Source organism: Mesorhizobium sp. P5_C1, assembly GCF_054049815.1.
Map to the genome: position 1 here is coordinate 1 of NZ_JBFULQ010000542.1, position 3599 is coordinate 3599.

The 3599-nt window shown below is 59.7% G+C and carries 3 protein-coding genes; 2 read left to right on the forward strand and 1 reads right to left on the reverse strand.

Features of this window, described 5'->3' with window-relative positions; translation table 11 throughout:
- Both ACXJ7R_RS27515 and eglC read left to right on the forward strand, forming a co-directional pair.
- The coding region (locus tag ACXJ7R_RS27515; RefSeq protein WP_457154573.1) for a glycosyltransferase at positions 1-328 on the forward strand (328 nt) is incomplete at its 5' end.
- 232 nt (positions 329-560) lie between these two features.
- A complete protein-coding gene (eglC, locus tag ACXJ7R_RS27520) occupies positions 561-1952 on the forward strand; it encodes an endo-1,3-1,4-beta-glycanase EglC (RefSeq protein WP_457154574.1) in 1392 nt (463 codons plus the stop codon).
- A gap of 76 nt (positions 1953-2028) precedes the next feature.
- Here eglC and ACXJ7R_RS27525 read toward each other — a convergent pair whose 3' ends face one another.
- Positions 2029-3489 (reverse strand): caspase family protein, encoded by a 1461-nt coding sequence (locus tag ACXJ7R_RS27525; RefSeq protein ID WP_457154575.1) that lies wholly within the window; start codon positions 3487-3489, stop codon positions 2029-2031.
- Positions 3490-3599 lie beyond the last annotated feature (110 nt).

A 3599-nucleotide genomic window follows, 5' to 3' on the forward strand; every position in this document is an offset into this window, starting at 1 on the left:
GGGCAAAGCGGTCATTGCAACGGACTTTTCGGGAAGCAAGGACTTTGTCAGCACGCAGACTGGTTTTCCAATTCCATACCGTTTGATCGGCGTGGAGCCCGATCAATACCCGTATTTCATCGAGGGGCAGAAATGGGCCGATCCAGACATAGACGAAGCTGCTCGGGTCATGGTGCAACTTGCGGATAATATTGAGGCCGTCACCGCGGTCGGCGAGCGCGCCCGGACTTACATGGCTCAAGTGCACAGCCCGGAGGCGGTCGGCAAGGTGATCGCAAATCGCCTTCAAGACGTCCAAGGATACAGGAATTCCATCCTGAATACCTAGAGCAGGCGAGGGCGCCGCACCGAGACGAGTGGGGTGAGCCGCGTGCGGCCGCAACTCGATCCAGCGGGCAGGGCTTTGTGGGCTTGGGATGGTGATCGCGCGTTTGCGGAACAGCAGTGAGCTGGCGTTAAGCTTTCGGTAACCCTCCTAAGTCGAAGACCAAAAAAGACATTGGCTTCTCGTCCCCTCCATAGATGCTGGGGCTGGCATCGAGTCGAGGAGCAAGACCACAATGACCACCGTCCTGAACGCCTATGGCGTTCCACTCGCCTACAGCGGATCCTCGACAAAATGGTACTCGGCCACGAATTCCGGCCCGGCGCTTTATGGCAGCATCTACAACGACTCGCTCTATGGCGACGGCAACGTCAGCGTCACGATGTATGGCGGCAAGGGCGATGATATCTACTATCTGTATTCCACGAAGAACAAGGCGGTCGAGCTGGCCAACGAGGGCGTCGACACCATCTCGACCTGGATGAATTACAGGCTCCCGGCGCATTTCGAAAACCTGACTGTCACGGGCGACAAGCAATATGCTTTCGGAAACGAGCTGAACAACATCATCACCGGCGGTTCCGGCCAACAGACGCTCGACGGTTTGAAGGGCGACGACGTTCTCAAGGGCGGCTCCGGGGCGGACATTTTCATCGTCGCCCCCGGCAACGGCAGTGACCTGATCCTGGACTTCAGCGCCGACGATACGGTGCGCGTCGGGAGCTACGGCTTCACCTCCTTCGACCAGGTGCACGCCAATATGGTCCAGTCGGGAGCGAATGTCCGACTTGATCTATCCGGCAACGAGTTTCTCGTCTTCGCCAACAAGACGATCGACCAGTTCGCCGCGAGCCAGTTCGATCTCGCCTTGGACAGGTCGCATCTGCAACTCACCTTCGCGGACGAGTTCAACACACTGAACCTGCGGAATGGCTCGAGTGGCACCTGGAACACGAACTTCTGGTGGGGAGGCGCCAACGGCAGCTCGCTCACCGGCAACGGCGAGCTTCAATGGTATATCGATGCCAACTATGCCCCGACGAGTTCCGTCAAGCCGTTCAATATCCAGAACGGTGTTCTCACGATTACCGCCGCCAAGGCCCCAGACGCTATCAAACCCTACATAAACAACTACCAATACACGTCAGGTTTGCTGACGACGCACGACTCCTTCGCGCAGACCTACGGTTATTTCGAAATTCGGGCCGACATGCCCGAAAAACAGGGCGCATGGCCGGCCTTCTGGCTTCTGCCGGCGGACGGCTCCTGGCCACCGGAGTTGGACGCCATAGAGATGACCGGTCAGGATCCAAACAAGCTCCTTTTGACAAGCCACACGAACGAGACGGGAACGCACACAACAGTATCCTCCACGCCCTATGTCGCCGATACCGGAGGGTTCCACAAATACGGGGTGCTGTGGACGGAAAACGAACTCGTCTGGTATTTCGACAACGTCGAAGTGGCGCATGCCGCAACGCCTGCCGACATGCACGAGCCGATGTATATGCTGGTCGATCTCGCGGTTGGCGGCATCGCGGGAACGCCCGCCGACGGGCTTGCGACACCTGCGGAGATGCAGATCGACTACATCCATGCCTACTCGTTGCACGATTGGATTGTCTAGGCGCAACCTGACGGTGGATGGTGGGTCGGTCAGGAAATCAAGGGCAGTAACCAAGCGCGCCTGACCGCCAATATCCCTAGAACACGCCACCAATGCCTATGCCCGCACCAATGTCCGGCGGGGGCGCTGCGGGGCGTTGCGGGGCGGCCTGTGACCGTTTCGCGGCCTTGCGGCCGGAGCTGGTTTGCGAGGGGTCGGCTTCCGACGCAACTTTAGCCGGCTTGGCCTTTACGATGACCGGCTGCTTGCAGATTCTGCCGGAGCGCAGGAAGAGATCGCCGAGCAAGCCGACGGTCGGCTCGGTCGTCGATGCGACCTGTTTGGTGTTTCTGTAGTAGTCGGTAAGGGCGCGGATGGAGCCGGTGCCCCAATCGCCGTCAACCTGCATCCGGTAGCAACCCACGCGACGAAGTTCCGTCTGGATGCTGCGCGCAAGATCGCCAGCCTTGTCCTTTTCCGCTTCGCCCGGCGATGCGCCGACAATGAGGGTTTCGAGGCCGGAGACGACGTTTTGGCGAGCATCTTCAACACTTTCAGCTGGCGACAGATTGGCGACCTGAGTGCCGACCGGCTCGGGTGCACCGGTTGACGGTGCCGGAATCTCGACCGACCGCAACGTCTGCCCGACGACGAGCACGGCAGTTTGCAGGTCGCTGGAGGCAAGCTCGACCTGCAATCTCTTCTTGGCGATGGGGTCGGCCAGAATTCGCGAAAGGCTTGCGCTCAACTGTGCCGGATCGAGTGCCTGCTGCTCCGTGAAATAGAACTGCTCGCGCAGGTTCGATTGATCCCACGGCACTTGACGGCCAACCGTCAATGCTTCGGTTTCGTTTCGGACGCGGATCATCATGTCGGAGACGCTCAGTCCGGGGATTTCGAGATTCTTCAGCAACGCAACGGTGAACGGGCTGTTCTCGCCGCCGCCATCGGCCGTGACATTGCCGGGCTGCGTGGCAAAGGCAACGAACGTGTTTTCACCGACGTCGACTTGCGCCAGACCATTGCCCGCGCCGGCGCCGGGACCGAGCGGATTGTTGCGGCACGCGTCCAGGAATATGAATGTCTGGCGGTCCCGGCGCGCGAACCTGGCGATGACGTCATTCAGCTTGATGGCGCTGGCCACCAGTTTTTCCAGGCTTTCGGGATCGGGCGTGTCGACCGGGAGCAGGTAGTTTTCACCATTCAACTGCACGCCATGGCCGGCATAGAAAATCAAGACTGCACTGGCGGTCGGCAACTTTGCATCGGCGTCTCGAAGCAGTTTGGTGAAACCCTCGGTCGAGAGATCGGTTCCCGTCAGGACCTCGAAATTCAGCCGCTTCAGGCTCTCCGAAAGTCGTGTCGCATCGTTTGCCGCATTGGGGAGATGCTCGAGCCGGGTGCTTTGATAGTTCGAATTGCCGATGACGATCGCCAGCCGGTTGCGCGGCTGCGGCGACGGGTTCTGCTCGACCGCGGCGCGAGCGCCAGCCGAGCCAAAAAGCACGAGAAGCAGAAGCAGCGGGATGCGAAGCAGGAGTTTGTGGCAATGGGTCATATCAGTATGCCCGTTCCGGTCTGCGTCAATCCTGGTCTTGCAACCTTCGAAGCGCACCCCACGCAAATACAGTCATGCCTGAGCGTATGGACCCCGTGCCGCCAAAGGCC